Source organism: Agrobacterium sp. CCNWLW155, from assembly GCF_036888815.1.
Taxonomy (GTDB): domain Bacteria; phylum Pseudomonadota; class Alphaproteobacteria; order Rhizobiales; family Rhizobiaceae; genus Agrobacterium; species Agrobacterium radiobacter.
Window position 1 is genome coordinate 1,423,675 of the sequence record NZ_JBAKFW010000001.1, and the last position, 17,242, is coordinate 1,440,916.

Genomic DNA, 17,242 nt, shown 5'->3' on the forward strand with positions numbered 1-17,242 from the left:
GGAATTGCTCCAATGCAGAAATGACGGCCGGCAATAAAACTGCCGGACGCGGTGCTGGCGCATGACCTTCAATGTCTGAAAATTCACAGGCAAGGTCATGCATGGGCATCGTTATTTCCCGCTGATCCGGCCTGCCATGCAGGCCGGATGCAGTCATGCATAGTCTTGCGGTTTAAAGGCCGAGAGCCTTCTTTACGGTGGGCAGGGCGTCGGCGCTGCCGTCCTTGGTCTTGACGTTGGCGAGCCAGGGTTCGATCGCCGCCGGGTTGGCCTTCAGCCAGGCGGTTGCAGCCGCCTCGCCCTCAAGGCCGTCATTCAGGATCTTGCCCATGATCTCGTTTTCCATGGGCAGGGAAAATTGCAGGTTCTTGAGGAAAGCGCCGACATTCGGGCATTCCTCGACGTAACCCTTGCGGACATTGGTATGGATCGTCGCGCCGCCGAGGTTGGGGCCAAAGACCTCGTCGCCGCCGGTCAGATAGGTCAGCTTGAAATTCGCATTCATCGGATGCGGTTCCCAGCCGAGAAAGACGATCGGCTCGCCGGATTTTTCCGCACGCGCCACCTGGGAGAGCATGCCCTGCTCGGACGACTCGACCACCTCGAATGATTTCAGTCCGAAACTGTCCTTGGCCACCATGTCGAGAATCAGGCGGTTGCCGTCATTGCCGGGTTCGATGCCATAGATCTTGCCGCCGAGATCAGCACTGTGGGCGGCGATATCCTTGAAATCCTTGATGCCGAGTTCGGCGCCCTTGGCGTTGGTCGCCAGCGTGTATTTGGCGCCGGTCAGGTTTTCCCGAAGCGTCTCGACAGACTTGTCTTCGCGATAAGGCGCAATATCGCCTTCCATGGTCGGCATCCAGTTGCCGAGGAAGACGTCAATGTCCTTGTTTTTGAGGGATGTGTAGGTAACGGGGACGGAGAGAAGCTTGACGTCCGTTTCATAGCCAAGGCTTTTCAGAAGGACGGTGGCTGTCGCCGTTGTGGCGGTGATGTCGGTCCAGCCCACATCGGAAAAACGCACTGTGCCGCAACTTGCCGGTTCGGCGGCGCTGGCCGCGCTGAACGTCATGGAGGAGATTGCTGCGGCCAAGACCAGACAGCGACTTCTATTTGCAAACATCGCTTGCTCCCTGTTTTTTCGTTCCCTTGCCATTATCAATATCTGCCGGACACAATCAACTCGCGTGCATTTGCGTGCTTTGGCCCACCGTTTGCGACAAAATGGTGAAAATGTCGGTATTCAGCGGTGCAATGTCGAAAAAGGGCAGGCCGTAGAAATCTGTGTTTTTCCCACGGCCATACTTTTCAATCCGCGTCTTCCTCGTCAAAAGACGCTGTATGCAACATCGGCTGGAGAACCGGAACCGGTTTGTGAGGCGCGGTGTGCCGATTGAAGAGGTTGGAGCATTCATACGCACGTCGGAAAGATGCAACGGTGCTCCGGGAGTGGATAATGGCAAAACTCTATTTCAATTATTCGACGATGAATGCCGGCAAATCGACCATGCTGCTGCAAGCGTCCTATAATTATCACGAACGCGGCATGCGCACGCTGATCTTCACGGCGGCCTTTGACGACCGGGCGGGCGTCGGCCGCGTTGCCTCGCGCATCGGCCTGTCCTCCGACGCCCTGACCTTCGATGAAAATACCGACCTGTTCGCCGAGGTATCGGCCCACAATGCCGAAGGGCCGGTCGCCTGCGTTTTCGTCGACGAGGCCAATTTCCTCTCCGAACACCATGTCTGGCAGCTTGCCGAGATTGTCGACCAACTGAACATTCCGGTCATGACCTACGGCCTGCGCACGGATTTCCAAGGAAAGCTTTTTCCGGCCTCGAAAGAACTCCTCGCCATTGCCGACGAGCTTCGCGAAATCCGCACCATCTGCCATTGCGGCCGCAAGGCAACGATGGTGGCCCGCTTCGACAATGAAGGAAAGGTCGTGACGGAAGGCGCACAGATCGATGTCGGCGGCAACGAGAAATATGTTTCCTTCTGCCGCCGCCACTGGGTGGAGACGTTCAAGGGCGAGTGAGCATCTGCGTCCGGTTGCCGCATTTGATTTTCCGCAAAGATGGCTGCCCTGCTCCCGGGCTAAGACGACAGCGACACATTCGCGTGGATGTGCTTTCTCTCAGGAGCAAAATTATGCAGAACAGAACTGCCAAATTCGCCGGCCTCGCCATTCTCGCAGGTCTTTTCGCCTTTCCCGCCCTTTCTGCCGAAATCGAAGTGAAGATGCTCAACAAGGGCAGCGATGGCCAGGCGATGGTCTTCGAACCCGCGACCGTCAAGGCCGCCGTCGGCGACGTCATCACCTTCGTCCCGGTCGACAAGGGTCATGATGCGGCAGCCGTGAAGGACATGATCCCTGAGGGTGTCGCCGACTTCAAGGGCAAGATGAACGAGACGGTGAAGGTGACGGTCGAGAAGGAAGGCGCCTACGTCGTCAAATGCACACCGCATCTCGGCATGGGCATGATCGCGCTCGTCGTCGTTGGCGATGCGGCACCGGCCAATCTGGACGCCGTCAAGAACGGCAAACTGCCGAAAAAGGCGCGCGACCGGCTGAATGACGAGATCGCCAAGCTCGGCCTCTAACCGCATATCCCTTCGGTTCCGCGGCGGCCGTTGTTCCACAATCGGTGTGGAAAGCCATAACGGCCGGCGCGGACCGCAGGTTGAGAAAAGTTTCGCAATCATGTTGTATCCCGGTTGACCGGGACATATCTGGAAGACAGTAAATGACCGCGGTTTATACGAAGCGCCGAAGGGTTCGGCCGGACCGAGGTTCTTTCTTCCGGCGTCCAGCCCCACGGGCAGAGGAGACTATGACGACATGATCGACCGGATCACCGCCTGGATTCAGGCAGCCTTCAGCGCCATCGGCAGGGCCGCCGGTCTTCTCGTCGCCTGGCTTTTGTGGCCCTTCATGGCCGCCCATGGCTGGTATCAAGGCCGCAACTGGATCATCAAGGGCCCGATCGCTCTGGTCCTCATCCTGCTTGCCGGCTTTTACGGATATTTCGTCTGGCAAACGCAGGTCTGGAGCAATTTCGATCCGGATTACATTTCCCGCTACAAGCTTGCCGAACGTACCGTGCCGCCAGGACAGGAATTGCCGGCCGCCAGCCCGACTTCGCCCGCCGGCGCAACGGGTGCCGCCGCCAACACATCCGCGCCTGTTTGCCAGCGTTCGGCCATTGTCGACGCCGCCGCCGATCTCACCGATTTCAACGTCAACCAGAACGCCTGGATTTCCTCCATGCTGCTCTATCGTCTCGGCCTCTTCGGCATGGACTGGGACAGCACGCCGTTTCTGGACAACAAGGCCTCCTTCCAGCGCGGCGTAAACCAGGCCGTGCGCCGCACCTCGGTTGAACTGGTGGATACGCTCGGCCGCGTCCGCGGAACCTCCGGCATCAACAACAATCTCCAGGAAGCGCGCGGCAACATGCAGTTCAGCGAATATTCCTGGTATTTCGGTCTCGATCCCTTCGGCCCGAAGACGCCGACCCCCAGCTATTACCGCGCCGCCATCCGCAGCTTCCAGGCCTTCAACGGCGAACTCACGGCCTGCAAGGCGGTTTTTGACACCCGCGCCGACAACCTGATCCAGTTCATCGATCGTATCGCCGGCGACATCGGTTCGACTTCGGCGATCCTTCGCGAGCGTTCGGAAAACTATAATGGCGGCTGGTTCGACACCCGCGCCGACGACCGCTTCTGGTTCGCTTATGGCCAGCTCTACGGTTATTATGGCGTGCTTTCCGCCGCAGGATCGGACTTCGCGCAGGTCATCCGCGAGCGTAACCTGACAAACCTGTGGAACGACACGCTGTTGCAAACCCGCGCGGCGCTGCGCATCCAGCCGGCGATCATTTCCAATGGTGAGGAAAGCGGCTGGATCATGCCGTCGCACCTCGCCACCATGGGATTTTACGTTTTGCGAGTGCGCTCGAATCTCGTCGAGCTTCGCTCGGTTCTCGACCGGTAAGGCAGAGGCCTCCCCCGGACGACAGGTTCGATCAGTCTATCAGGCCAAGGCGTATAGCCTTGGCCACGAGCTGGGTGCGGTTGACGCAGTCGAGCTTGCGGATGGCGTTGTTCATATAGGCATTGACGGTATGTTCCGAGATGGAGAGAAGCTCGGCGATCTCCACGGAGGTCTTTCCCTGCGCCGTCCAGCGCACGACGTCGAGTTCCCGTTTCGTCAGTGGCGAGGGACCCCTGGAATTGGCGCGACAAAGGCGGTCATAAACCTCCAGCGCATGCTGCACGATCATGCTCAGCTCGTTCAGCGAGGCTTGCGGCAGGACATCGCGATCGCCTGCGAAATTCATCAGATGCCGGTTGCCGTACATGCCGTGCACCGGCACCATGAGACCGGAGGTAATGCCCATGCTGCTTAGCGAGGCCGCCGCATGCAGCAGCGGTCCACCGGCAATATCCGGGTCCTGCAGCGACCAATATTGCGGCATCATCGATGACGCGCCGCGCTTGATGACGGGACAATCCCCAAGTGCGCCATCCTTGGTCATCGCATTCACAACCCAGATCGGCAGGCTGCTTTCAACGACCGTGGGCAGGGCATAGACATTTTGGCCGCCGGGCAAGCGCAGCAGGGTCACATAAGCGTAGCCGAAGGCGCGCATCACCTCCCGCAGCGCCTCCAGCCATTGGGATTTGTCGGCTGCCGCCGACAGATCGTCACAAAGTCTGGCCTGGCGCTCCGTCTTCGCCATTCACGCGCCCTCGCCGCGCCGGGACGCACTGCCCGGAGCGAGAAACATGCAGCATGGCCAGGACGGGATTGCGACCTTCATATCGGCTGGACCATCCTGATCAAAGCACCGGCTTTTCGGATTTGTCCTTCGGCTTTGCCATCAGTTTTTCGAGGAAACCGAGCATGACCGCCGAGACGACAAAAGCCAGATGAATGATGGTGAACCACATCAGCTGGCTGTCCGTATACTGGCTGGCGTTGAGGAATATCTGCAGCAGGTGGATCGATGAAATCGCCACGATCGACGACGCGACCTTGATTTTGAGGCTGCCCGAGTCGAGCTTGCCCAGAAACGAAACCTCGGCATCCGACTCGTCGAAGCGGCTGACGAAGTTCTCGTAACCGGAGATCATCACCATGACGATCAGGCTGGCGACCAGCGCCGCATCGATCAGCCCGAGCATGGCAAGGATCATATCCGCTTCGTCGTAAGTGAAGACGTTTTTTGCAACCTTCAGAAACTTGAGCATGAAGGAAAATGCATAAACCGCGAGCGCCGCGACGAGCCCGAGATAAAAGACCACAAGCAGCCAGCGGCTGGAGAGAATGATCCGCTCGACGAGCAGTTCAAGAGACTTCATTTCCGTATCCGATTAATAATCTGTTTATTGTTTCGCCATGTAAACTGGCTGCGAATATCCTAGCAAGCGGCAATGTCGGGACTTTGACCGTATCGCGGCGTTTTCGCACCCATTCACCAGCCGGACTCCGCTGGGGATAAGCGTCGTATTTTTGCAACATACCGTTATGCTTTAAAACATGATGTAAAAAGTCATATATAATATGTTGACAGTTATCATCATGTTTTTTAGTCCTCGCTTATCGGCTCGCCCGTAACAATCAAAACAGTTTCAGCCGCGGCGGCAAACGCGGCGTGCTTTGGCACGCCGTGGCCCATTCGCGCGCCTACCTGGGGGTACTTCATGTCCATTTCGCGCACGCAATCCGCGTTGCTTCTGTGCACTGCCATCTCTCTCCTGCCGCTTGCCGGCCCTGCACGGGCGCGGGATGCCGCTTCGCAGGCGGACGGCACCACCACGCTTGAAAAGATCGTGGTCAAGGGCAAGCGTGTCAAAAGCGCCAATGCCGTCGCCGACACGCCGCTGGCAAGCCAGACCACAGCGGAAGACATCCGCAAGAAGGACATCGCCAGCATCAAGGACCTCGGCAATAGCACGGAACCGGGCGTCGATTACGTGGATGCCAAGCCCGGCAGGCCCGGCGGATTGTTCATTCGCGGCCTCGGCGGCGCGCGCGTCGTCACTTTGATCGATAATATTCCTGTTCCCTACTTCAACAATTTCGCCCGCCAGGGCCAGGCCACCACCACTCTCAGTGATACGAATTCGAGCTTCGATTTTTCCTCGCTTTCGACTGTTGACGTGGTGCGCGGCGCCGATTCCAGCCGCATCGGCTCCGGTGCTCTCGGCGGCGCGCTCGTGCTGCGCACGCTCGAGCCGGAAGACCTGATCGGCGAAGGCAGGGACTGGGGTGGTGTGGCCAAGACCACCTATGACAGCGAAGACAGAAGTGTCGGCGGATCGATCGCCGTCGCCAAAAAGATCGAGAACACCTCGGTCCTGTTCCAGGGTTCCTACAAGCGCGGCAACGAGACGGACAACAAGGGTACGGCCGACGTCTACGGAACGCGCCGCACCAAGCCCAACCCCGCCGATACCTATGAAAGCAACCTGATGTTCAAGATCCGCCAGGATCTTGAAGGTGGCCACCGCATCGGGCTGACGGCCGAGCGTTATTCGCTGAGAGACCGCAGTGACATGAAGACCCTGCAGGGCGTCAGCGTATCGGGATCGACCTACCGAATCGGCGACTACCGGGGTTACGAGGATACCGAGCGTGACCGCGTATCGCTCGACTATGAATACGAGGCGCCCTCGACCGACGGCGTGATCGACGCCGCCAATCTTTCGCTTTACTGGACGCGCCTTTCCAAGGAGTCCGGCGCGGGCGACCGCCTGACCAACAATTCGCTCTATATTCGCGAAGACAGCATGCGCAATAGCGCATTCGGCATCGTCGGCGGCCTCGAATCCGGTTTCGAGCTTGGCGGCGTGCAGCACACAGTCCGCTTCGGCGGCAACGCCATGACGACCGATTTCAGCCAGGAACTGTTCGCCAATACGGCCGGATCGACCTCGTCTTCGCAATCGGACATGCCTGACGTGAGCGGCAAGAGCCTCGGCCTTTATCTCGATGACGAAATCGCCTTCGGCAACGGCTTCCGTCTTACCCCTGGCCTGCGCTTCGATTCCTACGACTACGACCCTGACGGTTCGGTTTCCAGCAATGGCGGCTACAGAACCTTCGGCCTGCCGAGCGGCAACAGCGGCTCGCGCTTCTCGCCAAAGCTTCTTGCAACTTACGACATCACCCCGGAACTGCAGCTCTTCGCACAATGGTCGATGGCCTATCGTGCCCCGACGATCAACGAACTGTACCTGAACTTCTCCAACATCAGCTCCGGTTACGCTGTTGTCGGCAATTCCGCCCTCAACCCCGAGACCAGCAATGGTTTCGAAATCGGCGCGAACTATGCCTCCGGCGACCTGACGGGAAGCCTGACGCTGTTCCACAACAAGTACAAGAACTTCATCGAGCAATACACGACCTCGACCACCCTGTTCCCCGGCTTCGGCGGCAGGGGCAACGGATCGCTCTTCACCTATCGCAACCGCAACAATGTCGAAATCTCCGGTGTCGAAGCCAAGGTCCGCAAGGATCTCGCAAACGGCTTCTTCGCCCATGCCTCGCTTGCCTACGCCTATGGCAAGGACACCGATACCAACGAGTTCATTCGCACGGTCGCGCCGTTCAAGTCCGTCCTCGGCGTCGGTTATGCGCAGGATGTCTGGGGTACGGAACTGACCGGCGTCTTCTCGTCCGGCATGCGTGACGACAGGGTGGCCAACACCTTCGATGCCCCTGGCTACGGCGTGTTCAACCTGACCGGCTGGTGGGAGCCGGAACAGACCAAGGGCCTGCGCATCCAGGCCGGTATCTACAACCTGTTCGACAGGAAATACTGGAATGGGGTCGGCGTCCGCGACGTGAACCCGAATTCCGTCAGCACCGTCAACCAGCCCGTCGATTTCTATACGGAAGCAGGCCGCACCTTCAAAATCTCCCTGACCCAGAAATTCTAAATCCGGGCGGAAATATCATCTCCAGTCGGGGCGGCCTTCGGGTCGCCCCTTTTTTGTCAGCGGCAATAGAGATAGCTGCCCTTGCGTTCCAGCACGTCGAGATGCAGGTGATCCTGATGGGTCGCGTCGCTGCCGGGCGAAAGAACCGTGCGGAAGAACAGGCAGGCGGCGGCCGTAATCGTGCGCTGGAAAGCGCCTTCCGGCGTCCCGTCCTCGACCCGCGGCTTCATCACCAGCGGCTCACCCTTATCGAAGGAAATGGTGGAAATATCCACGGCATTGCCCTTGGCATGTTCGGAAATCTTGCCGTTTTCCGCGCTGTTGCGGTTGCGGCAGATATAGGTCGAGGCATTGGCAATGGCCGTCACCTTTTTCTCCGGCAAAGCGAGAGCCGCCGCCGGCAACATCATCTCCTTGGTCCAGCGGGAAAGCGCAAGCGCGGTTTCGCAACGCATGGTTCCCGATGGTTCCAGCTTGATGCCGGGCAGGACCACGGAAAGCTCGAGAGGCGCTTCGATGCCGCACCCCTGCTCCGCATCGCGGATCGGCTCAAGCTGCTTGAACTCAGCGCCGATCTCCTTCAACGCGCCAAGGCATGCCTGAAGTGCGGCCGGATCTTCCGGTTTCACCGGCTCCGGTGGTTTCTCGTCGGGTTTGGCCGCCTCGTCACCGGGCTTCTTACGCTCCCCGTCGTCCTTGCCCTCGCCTTCCTTTCTGGCGTCATCGGAACCTTTATCTGCGGGTGTCTTTTCATCATCCGTTTTCTGCTCCTCCGAAGCCTGCGGCTTCGCGTCCGGTTTCTGCTCTTCCGGGCGCTGCGGTTTAGGGGTCGGTTTCGGCGCTTCCGCCGGGCTTTGCGGCATCTCGTCCGATGGTTTTTCAGAGGGGGTGGAGGATTGCCCCTCGCCCGGTTTTGGCTGCGGCACCGGTACCTGCGCCGGCGGTTCAGAGGCGGAAATCAATGCGAAGGTAGCTACCAGAAGACACAGGCGATGAAGCATTTTTCGGGGCACTCCTGACCGTTTCGGCAGGAGAGCAACGCAGCGGCGGCCGGTAAGGTTCACTCCCTTGCCGAAATCCGCTTGCCAAGGCGGATCGTGCACGCTAACAATTTTCCCATGAATATCGTGTCTAAGAACATTGCTAACTGGTGGTGGGGCAGCTTTTCGCGGCCTTGACCAGTCATGTCTTCAGACAAAGTCCAAGCCGCCCGAATTTTCAGGCGGCTTTTTTGTTATTTTGCCGCCTGTCATCGGGCCTGAACAACAGGAAGTACGAAAGAAATGGTAACAATCATTCAGGATGACGGAGCGGAAACCTACGAGACGAAAGGCGGCATCAAGGTCAGCCGAAAGCGCCGGCCCGCCGATTATGCCAACGCCATCGATAATTATATCGAAAAGCTCGATTCCCATCGCGGCGCGGTCTTCTCGTCCAACTATGAATATCCCGGCCGTTACACCCGCTGGGATACGGCCATCATCGATCCGCCGCTCGGTATCTCCTGTTTTGGCCGCAAGATGTGGATCGAGGCCTATAATGGCCGTGGCGAAGTGCTGCTTGGCTTCATCACCGAAAAGCTGAAGGCGACGCCCGATCTCACGCTTGGCGCTTCCACCACACGCCGCCTCGATCTCACCGTCAACGAACCGGACCGCGTCTTCACTGAGGAAGAACGTTCGAAAATCCCGACCGTCTTCACTGCGCTGCGCGCCATCGTCGACCTTTTCTATTCGAATGCGGATTCGGCAATCGGCCTGTTCGGCGCTTTCGGTTACGATCTCGCTTTCCAGTTCGACGCCATCAAGCTGTCGCTGGCGCGGCCGGAAGACCAGCGCGACATGGTGCTGTTCCTGCCCGATGAAATCCTCGTCGTTGACCATTATTCCGCCAAGGCCTGGATCGACCGTTACGATTTCGAAAAGGCCGGCGCGACGACGGACGGCAAGTCCTCCGAAATCACACCCGAGCCGTTCAAGACCACCGACACGATCCCGCCCAAGGGCGATCACCGTCCCGGCGAATATTCCGAACTTGTCGTGAAGGCCAAGGAAAGCTTCCGCCGCGGCGATCTGTTCGAGGTCGTTCCCGGCCAGAAGTTCATGGAGCGCTGCGAAAGCAATCCATCAGCGATTTCGCGCCGCCTGAAGGCGATCAATCCCTCGCCCTATTCCTTCTTCATCAATCTCGGCCACCAGGAATATCTGGTCGGCGCGTCGCCGGAAATGTTCGTGCGCGTCTCCGGCCGCCGCATCGAGACCTGCCCGATCTCAGGCACCATCAAGCGCGGTGACGACCCGATTGCTGATAGCGAGCAGATCCTGAAACTGCTCAACTCGAAAAAGGACGAATCCGAGCTGACCATGTGCTCGGATGTGGACCGCAACGACAAGAGCCGCGTCTGCGAGCCAGGTTCGGTGAAGGTCATCGGTCGTCGCCAGATCGAGATGTATTCGCGCCTCATCCACACGGTCGACCACATCGAGGGTCGCCTGCGCGACGATATGGACGCCTTTGACGGCTTCCTCAGCCACGCATGGGCCGTCACCGTCACCGGTGCACCCAAGCTGTGGGCCATGCGCTTCATCGAAGGCCATGAAAAGAGCCCGCGCGCCTGGTATGGCGGCGCGATCGGCATGGTCGGCTTCAACGGCGACATGAATACCGGCCTGACGCTGCGCACCATCCGCATCAAGGACGGCATCGCAGAAGTGCGCGCCGGTGCGACGCTGCTCAACGATTCCAATCCGCAGGAAGAAGAAGCAGAAACCGAACTCAAGGCCTCCGCCATGATATCAGCCATTCGCGATGCCAAGGGCACCAACTCCGCTGCCACCAAGCGCGATGCCGCCAAGGTTGGCAACGGCGTCAAGATCCTGCTCGTCGATCACGAGGACAGTTTCGTGCACACGCTGGCGAATTATTTCCGCCAGACGGGTGCCACGGTTTCCACCGTCAGAACGCCTGTCGCCGCAGACGTGTTCGATCGCTTCCAGCCAGATCTGGTCGTACTTTCACCCGGACCCGGCAGCCCGACGGATTTCGACTGCAAGGCGACAATCAAGGCCGCCCGCGCCCGTGACCTGCCGATCTTCGGCGTCTGCCTTGGCCTTCAGGCGCTGGCGGAAGCCTATGGCGGCGAGCTGCGCCAGCTTGCGGTGCCGATGCACGGCAAGCCTTCGCGCATCCGCGTGCTGGAACCCGGCCTCGTCTTCTCCGGTCTCGGCAAGGAAGTAACCGTCGGCCGTTACCACTCGATCTTCGCCGACCCCGCCACCCTGCCGCGTGATTTCATCATCACCGCGGAAAGCGAGGACGGCACGATCATGGGCATCGAACACGCCAAGGAACCGGTGGCCGCCGTTCAGTTCCACCCGGAATCGATCATGACGCTCGGCCAGGACGCCGGCATGCGCATGATCGAGAATGTCGTGGTGCATCTGACCCGCAAGGCGAAAACCAAGGCGGCATGATGGTGGCTACCGACGCCATCAGCATCGAACCCATCCGGGCGGAGCACGTTGAAAGCTTTCACCGTGCTCTCGATGCGGTATCGCGCGAGCGGAAATATCTGAGCTTCCTGGAGGCGCCGCCGCTCGATTCGGTTCGCGCCTTCGTTCTCGACATGATCGAAAACGACCATCCGCAATTCGTGGCGATTGCGGATGGCGAGGTGGCCGGCTGGTGCGATATTCGCCGCCAGAGCAGAGCAACCCGCGCCCATTGCGGCACGCTCGGCATGGGCATCCTGCCCGCCTATCGTGACAAGGGACTTGGCGCGCGGCTGATGCGGCGGACACTCGATGCCGCCCGTCAATGCGGGCTGCACCGTGTCGAGCTAAACGTGCATGCGGACAATGCGAGAGCAATTGCGCTTTATGAAAAGATCGGGTTCGTGCATGAAGGCCGGGGCCGTGACGCCGTCCTGATCGACGGGCGTCACATCGACAGCCTCAACATGGCGATCATCTTCGGCAGCTAACCCCTCGGCAGCGACGCCGAAATACACAGGGCGAATTTCTTCAGAAGCTGCATGTCGAAGTGCCCCTCCCGGCGCAGCATCCACGTCAGCGCTTCATTCGCCGTCCACGGCTTCTTGTAGGGCCTGACCGAGGTCACGGCGTCATAGACATCGCAGACCGCCGCGATACGGGCGTAAAGGCTGATCTCGCTGCCTGCACGGCCGCTCGGATAACCGCCGCCATCCATCCGCTCATGATGATTGAAGCAGACATCGAGCACCATCTCGGGCATCTGTGCGTTGCGTGACAATATATCCCGGCCGAATGCCGGGTGAAGATTGATGATCTCCCGCTCGCTGGCGCTCAATCCTTCCGCCTTGTTGAGGATCGAAGAGGGGATTTCCACCTTGCCGATATCGTGCAGCAACCCGCTGATGCCGAGCAGATTGACCGTTCCCCTGTCGAGCCCGAGATAATTACCGAAAAGAATCATCAGGCCGCTGACGGAGACCGAGTGCACAAACGTTGTTTCGTCTTTCGATTTCAGGCGGGTGACGCCGATGAATATCGCCGGGTTGGACTGGACGGCATCGGAAATCTTGCCGGCCGCGGCAGCCATGCCCTTCAGCGAGACATTGCCGCCAGCTTCGGCGGCGGCAAAGGTTTCGGCAATGGTATCGGCGGCCGAGCGTACGGCATGGGTAACGGCGGCGACGGTTTCCGGGCAATTGCCCAATGGCGGCGAAACGGCCGCAGAACGCCTGCCGCCTTCGGTGTCGTGTCCCTTGGCGGTGTTGATAACAATGCTTTCGGCGCCGCTCAATTTCAATTGACGCATTAATTCCTCGTGCCGCAAAAGAAAGCGGTGCCGCTTTAAAAATCCCTGGTTCGACAGCGTTCCTTCGACCGCTTCGATAAACATGCCAAGCGTCAGTTGCTGGGTGGAAATTCGTTTGAGCATCAGATGCTTTTATTTTCCTTCCCGGGAATGATAGCCTGAAACCGTAATTCGTAAAAATGCCGGCGTGTAACCGGTTAAACTACAAAGGTGAAGTCAAGCCTTCCCAATTTGCCTAAACTTGAACCTCGAAAGATTAGATAACACAAATATGAAAATTTTTTACTCCGGATATATTTAAAACCCAAAGAATCAATCCAAATAGACCAAGAAACAACCTTAGAATGTAAATAGTGAAAACTATCGCATACGACGCAAACCAGGAGCCGAAGAAACCCGCATGAATTCCAGACTTGAAACGCGCATCGATCAGGGTACGGGCCGTGAACCGGCGGACATGGTTCTTAAGGGCGGACGCTTCTTCGACCTTGTTACCGGAGAACTCGTCGCGTCGGATATCGCCATCTGCGGCGACACCATCGTCGGCACCTGCGAGAACTACAAGGGCCGACAGGAAATCGACATTTCCGGAAAAATCGTCGTTCCGGGTTTCATCGATACGCATCTCCACATCGAATCGTCACTGGTGACACCGCACGAATTCGACCGCTGCGTTCTGCCCTATGGCGTTACCACCGCCATCTGCGACCCGCACGAGATCGCCAATGTTCTCGGTGTTGAGGGGCTTCAGTTCTTCCTCGACAGCGCCATGGAAACCATCATGGACATTCGCGTGCAGCTCTCCTCCTGCGTGCCCGCGACCCATCTGGAAACATCAGGCGCCGATCTGCCGATCGAAAAGCTGCTGCCATTCCGCGATCATCCGAAGGTCATCGGCCTTGCCGAATTCATGAATTTTCCCGGCGTCATCCACAAGGACCCGGTGTGCATGGCAAAGCTCGAGGCCTTCCAGGGCCAGCATATCGACGGGCACGCGCCACTTCTGTCCGGAACGGCGCTGAACGGTTATCTCGCCGCCGGCATCCGCACCGAACATGAATGCACCAGCGCCCCGGAGGCGTTGGAGAAAATCCGCAAGGGCATGCATATTCTGGTGCGCGAAGGCTCGGTCTCGAAGGACCTGCACGCCCTGATGCCAATCATAACCGAGCGACTGTCGCCCTATCTGGCGCTCTGCACCGATGATCGCAACCCGCTCGATATCGCCGAACAGGGCCATCTCGACTATATGATCCGCACGGCGATCGCCAGCGGCGTCGAGCCGCTCGCCATCTACCGCGCCGCCTCGATTTCCGCCGCCAAGGCCTTCGGTCTGCGCGATCGTGGTCTCGTTGCACCGGGCTGGCGCGCCGATCTCGTGGTCGTCGACAGCCTGCAGAACTGCAAGGCCAGCATGGTGCTTTCCGGCGGCCGGATCGTCGATGACGCCCTGTTTGCCACGCGCAAACCAGTTGCACCCGTCGGTCTCGACAGCGTCAAGGCAAGGCCGGTGCTGGCGGCCCATTTCGGCGTGCCGGTCACGGAGGGCGAAAGCCCGGTCATGGGCGTGCTTCCCGGCAAGATCATTACCGAGCACCGCCGCTACAAGCTGCCGACGGATGGCAACCAGACCACCGTCGATCTTGAGAACGACATCATCAAGGTTGCCGTCATCGAACGCCATGGCAGGAACGGCAACCACGCCAATGGTTTCGTTCAGGGCTTCGGCCTGAAGAAGGGCGCGATCGCCTCAACCGTCGGCCATGACAGCCACAATATCTGCGTCGTCGGTGTCAACGAGGACGACATGGCGCTGGCCGCCAACCGGCTCGGCGAAATCAAGGGCGGTTTCGTGGTGGTGGAAGACGGCAGGGTCACCGGCGAGATCGCTTTGCCCGTGGCCGGGCTGATGAGCCTCGAACCCTATGAGACCGTTCGCGATACGCTGCACACACTCAGAAAAGCAGCCTATGCGCTCGGCACGACGCTGGAAGAACCCTTCCTGCAAGTGGCCTTCCTGCCGCTACCCGTCATTCCGCATTTGAAGATTTCGGATATGGGCATGGTGGATGTGGATCGGTTTGCGCTGATCTGATTGGCGGAAAATGCCTCGGCGGAAGACGGGAAACACGCATGAAACGCCAGCCTCATTCCTGTGCTTGTCGCAGGAATCCAGTCGACGCGCGTCTGCGCGGCGAGAGAGTCTTTTCAGCCCAACGACTTGGGCTGGCTAGATTCCTGTGACAAGCACAGGAATGAGGGAAGCATCTGCTGTGCCTCTGCCCCTCAATCCGAAGGCAGAAGCTTGCGGAAATAAACCACCCGCTCCGTTTCCTCAAATCCCAGCGCCGCATGCATGCGATGGGAATCGACATTTGCAATATCGGCATCGGATGCGAATTCGCTGACGCCCTGGCTGATGGCCCAGCGGGTTACTTCGACCACGAGCGCTGCGGCAACGCCCTGTCTGCGAAACGTCTCCTCGACATAAATTCCCTCGAGAAACGCCACGGGCGACGTGTCGCAGCCGTTGACGTAATCCCGCCGCAGACTGACCTCGGCAAAACCAATGGCCGCTCCCGCCGGATCGTGGACAATAAATCCAGCCCCGGCGTCGGAGACGTCCTGCAACTCCGCCCTATGTTCGTCAGGCGTGGTATCCGGCCACAGGCGGTGTCGCAAAAGACACCAGTCATCCCGATAGTCGGCAGCGTTTCCGATGACGAATGGACCGCTCATACAACTGTCCCGCAAAACACATCCAGCCCATCGAGCTTGACAATCCCCGCATCGAACAGCGGCGCGAAACCCGGCATCGGCAGGATATCCGTGACCCGCATGCCTTTCGGTATCGGAAATTCCAGGGCCTCGCGCGTCAGGTTGAAAACGAACAGCAGTTTTTCGTCGCCCTTCTGGCGCGTGAAGGCCAGCACATCGAGATTGGTCTTGATGAAGTGCATGTCCCCATCGCGCAGCGCGCCGTGACCTTTGCGGAAAGACAAAACCGCACGATAGTGGTTCAGAACCGAATCCGGCTTGCGCTCCTGCGCATCCACGGCCTGCATGGCATGGACATAGGGCACCGGCAACCAGGGCTTTTCAGCGCTTGAAAAGCCGGCATTCGGCTTGCCGGTCTCCCACACCATCGGCGTGCGGCACCCGTCACGGCCCTTAAAGGCGGGCCAGAAGCGGATGCCGTAGGGATCGCGCAAATCCTCGAAGGCAAGTTCGGCCTCGGTCAAACCCAGCTCCTCGCCCTGATAAAGGCAGATGGAGCCGCGCAGGCTGGCGAGGACACAGATGGCGAGCTTCGCAACCCGTGTCTGTTCTTCAGTACCTTCGGAAAACCGGCTGAGGTGTCGCACCACGTCATGGTTGGAAAAGGCCCAGCAGACCCAGCCATCCGTTACCACCTTGCCGAAGGTCTCGACCGAACCGCGTAAGTGTTTGGCGCTGAAATCCGGTCCCAGCAGATCGAAGGTGTAGCACATGTTAAGCTTGTCGTTGCCGGACGTATAGGCCGCAACCGTCTTCAGCGACCGAGCCCCGTCACCCACCTCGCCCACCGTGGCGCGGCCTTCATATTCATCGAGCAGCGCGCGGAAACGCTTCAGGAAAGCCACGTTTTCCGGCCGTGTCTTGTCGTAGAGATGATCCTGCATGCCATAGGGATTGACGTCGGACGCATCGAGACCAAAACTTTCCTCGTCGAAAAGCGGCGGGTTGTCGCGCAAAAGCTTGTCGTGGAAATAGTGGTTGACGGTATCGAGCCGGAAACCGTCCACGCCGCGATCCAGCCAGAAGCGCACGGTTTCGAGAAGAGCATCCTGAACCTCGGGATTGTGAAAATTCAGGTCCGGCTGCGAGGCGAGGAAGCTGTGCATGTAATATTGCTTGCGCACGCCGTCCCATTCCCAGGCCGGTCCGCCGAACACGGAAAGCCAGTTTGTCGGCGCCGTGCCATCCGGCTTGGGATTGGCCCAGACATACCAGTCGGCCTTGCTGTTGGTGCGGCTGGCACGGCTGTCCACGAACCAGGGATGCTGATCTGACGTGTGCGAGATGACCTGGTCGATGATGACCTTCAAGCCCAGCCGGTGCGCCTCGGCCATCAGGGCGTCGAAATCGGCAAGCGTGCCGAACATCGGATCGACATTGCAATAATCGGAAACGTCATAACCCATATCGGCCATGGGCGAGGTGAAGAAGGGCGAGAGCCAGATGGCATCGACACCGAGCGAGGCGATATAGGGCAGACGTTTCGTCACCCCGGCAAGATCGCCATATCCGTCACCGGTCGTATCCTGAAACGAGCGCGGATAAACCTGATAGATCACCGCTCCCTTCCACCAGTCCGATTGCGCCTGGGGTTTGTGGACCGGGGCATGGGTTAGCGGCATGGGCGATCTCCTGATGGTTTGAGCGGAGAATATAAAGCCGACGCGGCCGCGTAAACCGGAACTTCGCACATGCACAAACGGCCAAA

Annotated in this window: 15 protein-coding genes; 8 read left to right on the forward strand and 7 right to left on the reverse strand. The window is 59.1% G+C overall.

The features are described from left to right. Window positions 1-172: 172 nt before the first annotated feature. On the reverse strand, window positions 173-1,126 hold the full coding sequence (locus V6S97_RS07185; protein WP_004430127.1) for a choline ABC transporter substrate-binding protein: 954 nt from the start codon (window positions 1,124-1,126) through the stop codon (window positions 173-175). Here V6S97_RS07185 and V6S97_RS07190 point away from each other — a divergent pair. From V6S97_RS07190 to V6S97_RS07205, 4 genes are all read left to right on the forward strand, one after another. Next, complete coding sequence (locus V6S97_RS07190) at window positions 1,074-1,400, forward strand: hypothetical protein (RefSeq protein WP_162686233.1); 327 nt, start codon at window positions 1,074-1,076, stop codon at window positions 1,398-1,400. The genes V6S97_RS07185 and V6S97_RS07190 overlap by 53 nt on opposite strands. A 59-nt stretch (window positions 1,401-1,459) precedes the next feature. After that, window positions 1,460-2,041 carry a thymidine kinase gene (locus V6S97_RS07195; protein ID WP_004430120.1) on the forward strand — a complete coding sequence of 194 codons (582 nt, stop codon included), beginning with the start codon at window positions 1,460-1,462 and terminating at the stop codon, window positions 2,039-2,041. Between the two features lie 113 nt (window positions 2,042-2,154). After that, on the forward strand, window positions 2,155-2,607 hold the full coding sequence (locus V6S97_RS07200) for a pseudoazurin (RefSeq protein WP_004430118.1): 453 nt from the start codon (window positions 2,155-2,157) through the stop codon (window positions 2,605-2,607). Between the two features lie 238 nt (window positions 2,608-2,845). Beyond that, on the forward strand, window positions 2,846-4,003 hold the full coding sequence (locus V6S97_RS07205) for a DUF2333 family protein (protein ID WP_004430117.1): 1,158 nt from the start codon (window positions 2,846-2,848) through the stop codon (window positions 4,001-4,003). Window positions 4,004-4,034: 31 nt separating this feature from the next. On the opposite strand, the gene V6S97_RS07210 is transcribed toward V6S97_RS07205, so the two are convergent. Both V6S97_RS07210 and V6S97_RS07215 read right to left on the reverse strand, forming a co-directional pair. Next, window positions 4,035-4,751, reverse strand: coding sequence for a helix-turn-helix transcriptional regulator (locus V6S97_RS07210; RefSeq protein WP_334426429.1), 717 nt, complete (start codon window positions 4,749-4,751; stop codon window positions 4,035-4,037). A 100-nt stretch (window positions 4,752-4,851) separates the two neighbouring features. Continuing rightward, entirely contained in the window at window positions 4,852-5,373 is a 522-nt protein-coding gene (locus V6S97_RS07215) for a TIGR00645 family protein (RefSeq protein WP_004430114.1), read from the reverse strand. 342 nt (window positions 5,374-5,715) lie between these two features. Here V6S97_RS07215 and V6S97_RS07220 point away from each other — a divergent pair, with 342 nt between their 5' ends. After that, on the forward strand, window positions 5,716-7,956 hold the full coding sequence (locus V6S97_RS07220; protein WP_334426430.1) for a TonB-dependent hemoglobin/transferrin/lactoferrin family receptor: 2,241 nt from the start codon (window positions 5,716-5,718) through the stop codon (window positions 7,954-7,956). Window positions 7,957-8,012: 56 nt separating this feature from the next. On the opposite strand, the gene V6S97_RS07225 is transcribed toward V6S97_RS07220, so the two are convergent. Beyond that, on the reverse strand, window positions 8,013-8,957 hold the full coding sequence (locus V6S97_RS07225; RefSeq protein ID WP_060727448.1) for an extensin-like domain-containing protein: 945 nt from the start codon (window positions 8,955-8,957) through the stop codon (window positions 8,013-8,015). A 282-nt stretch (window positions 8,958-9,239) separates the two neighbouring features. Here V6S97_RS07225 and V6S97_RS07230 point away from each other — a divergent pair, with 282 nt between their 5' ends. Together V6S97_RS07230 and V6S97_RS07235 are read left to right on the forward strand one after the other, a co-directional pair. Beyond that, window positions 9,240-11,429: an anthranilate synthase gene (locus tag V6S97_RS07230; protein ID WP_129565613.1), complete on the forward strand. Its 2,190-nt coding sequence runs from the start codon at window positions 9,240-9,242 to the stop codon at window positions 11,427-11,429. After that, window positions 11,426-11,938 carry a GNAT family N-acetyltransferase gene (locus tag V6S97_RS07235; RefSeq protein ID WP_020011418.1) on the forward strand — a complete coding sequence of 171 codons (513 nt, stop codon included), beginning with the start codon at window positions 11,426-11,428 and terminating at the stop codon, window positions 11,936-11,938. Before V6S97_RS07230 ends, V6S97_RS07235 begins: the two co-directional genes overlap by 4 nt. On the opposite strand, the gene V6S97_RS07240 is transcribed toward V6S97_RS07235, so the two are convergent. Next, window positions 11,935-12,879 carry an HD-GYP domain-containing protein gene (locus tag V6S97_RS07240; protein ID WP_020011419.1) on the reverse strand — a complete coding sequence of 315 codons (945 nt, stop codon included), beginning with the start codon at window positions 12,877-12,879 and terminating at the stop codon, window positions 11,935-11,937. The two genes, V6S97_RS07235 and V6S97_RS07240, sit on opposite strands and share 4 nt — an antisense overlap. Before the next feature lie 277 nt (window positions 12,880-13,156). Between V6S97_RS07240 and ade the strand changes: the two genes are divergently transcribed. Next, window positions 13,157-14,851, forward strand: coding sequence for an adenine deaminase (ade, locus tag V6S97_RS07245; RefSeq protein WP_004430092.1), 1,695 nt, complete (start codon window positions 13,157-13,159; stop codon window positions 14,849-14,851). A 191-nt stretch (window positions 14,852-15,042) separates the two neighbouring features. On the opposite strand, the gene aac(6') is transcribed toward ade, so the two are convergent. Together aac(6') and bglA are read right to left on the reverse strand one after the other, a co-directional pair. Then, window positions 15,043-15,495: an aminoglycoside 6'-N-acetyltransferase gene (gene aac(6'), locus V6S97_RS07250; protein ID WP_111793478.1), complete on the reverse strand. Its 453-nt coding sequence runs from the start codon at window positions 15,493-15,495 to the stop codon at window positions 15,043-15,045. Next, window positions 15,492-17,156: a beta-galactosidase BglA gene (bglA, locus tag V6S97_RS07255; RefSeq protein ID WP_080866350.1), complete on the reverse strand. Its 1,665-nt coding sequence runs from the start codon at window positions 17,154-17,156 to the stop codon at window positions 15,492-15,494. Before bglA ends, aac(6') begins: the two co-directional genes overlap by 4 nt. Between the last annotated feature and the right edge of the window lie 86 nt (window positions 17,157-17,242).